1 pseudogene is annotated in these 949 nt (G+C 59.4%); it reads left to right on the forward strand.

Annotated features, from left to right (window positions below):
- Nucleotides 1–676: 676 nt before the first annotated feature.
- Nucleotides 677–949, forward strand: a pseudogene (locus ACXJKH_RS21275) (hybrid sensor histidine kinase/response regulator); the annotation flags it as partial.

Below are 949 nucleotides of genomic sequence, written 5' to 3' on the forward strand. Positions count from 1 at the left end.
CAAGTCGGTGAGGGGCCGCACTCCGAGGGGGCAATGCCAAGACCGATCGTCAAAGGCTGGGACATCCTTGGCAGCTAACGTCTCTGAGCGTCACGCCGCCCGCGCCGAACCAACTGCGCCCCAATCTCTATTACACCCTGAGCCCCTAATCTCCACTGGAGTCTGCGAAGCCCAATGCTCGCCGCATTGCATCGCCGAATAGGAGCATGCGGAAAGTCCTGATAGGAGCGGCTTTGAAGGGAGCATCGAGCAAGGCGGCGGTCTGAGAGCGGCGATTGGAAAGTAGCGGCGCCCCACGAACAATCTTAAGCCCCGAATCGAGAGATTTATCCTATCGATTTGCCTCAGCTAGCTCTTGATACAGCGGGCGCGCCTACCATATGCACTAAGAAAAGCATGTGAGCATGACCAGCCGGGTCGCATACTTCATGCTTTTGCGATAGGTACAGGCAGGAACAGGTAAAAAGTGGCGTGAGTGCGCGAGTTGGGATCGTTCGCCTGCTCGAGGGACGAGGCAGACCACGCTCCAGCGTACAGAACCTACCGTCGTCGAGTCGGCCTCGCGGTCGGCATGAGACACTACGGCATCAACGACGACCCGGTGTGAGCCCAAACGATGTCCCCTTCCATTGGCCCGAAGTCAGAAGCGCTCAGTTTTCTCTCAGCGGGAGGACAGATGGGGGAGTTCTTCCGCTCCTATGCTTGGGATCAGACGCCGATGGGTGCACCCGAGGCTTGGCCCCAGTCCCTACGAACCTCCTTGGGTTTTGTCCTCAACTCAACCCTGCTGGGTGCGGTGCTCTGGGGACCGGAGCTCCGGCTTCTTTACAACGATGCCTATCGCATGATGCTTGGGGACCGGCACCCTTGGGCGCTGGGGAGGCCCGTGAAGGAGGTATGGGGAGAAACTTACGCCCCGATTGCCGATGCGTTCGCCGAGGTCATGACC

This window comes from Stenotrophomonas sp. P5_B8 (assembly GCF_054049855.1).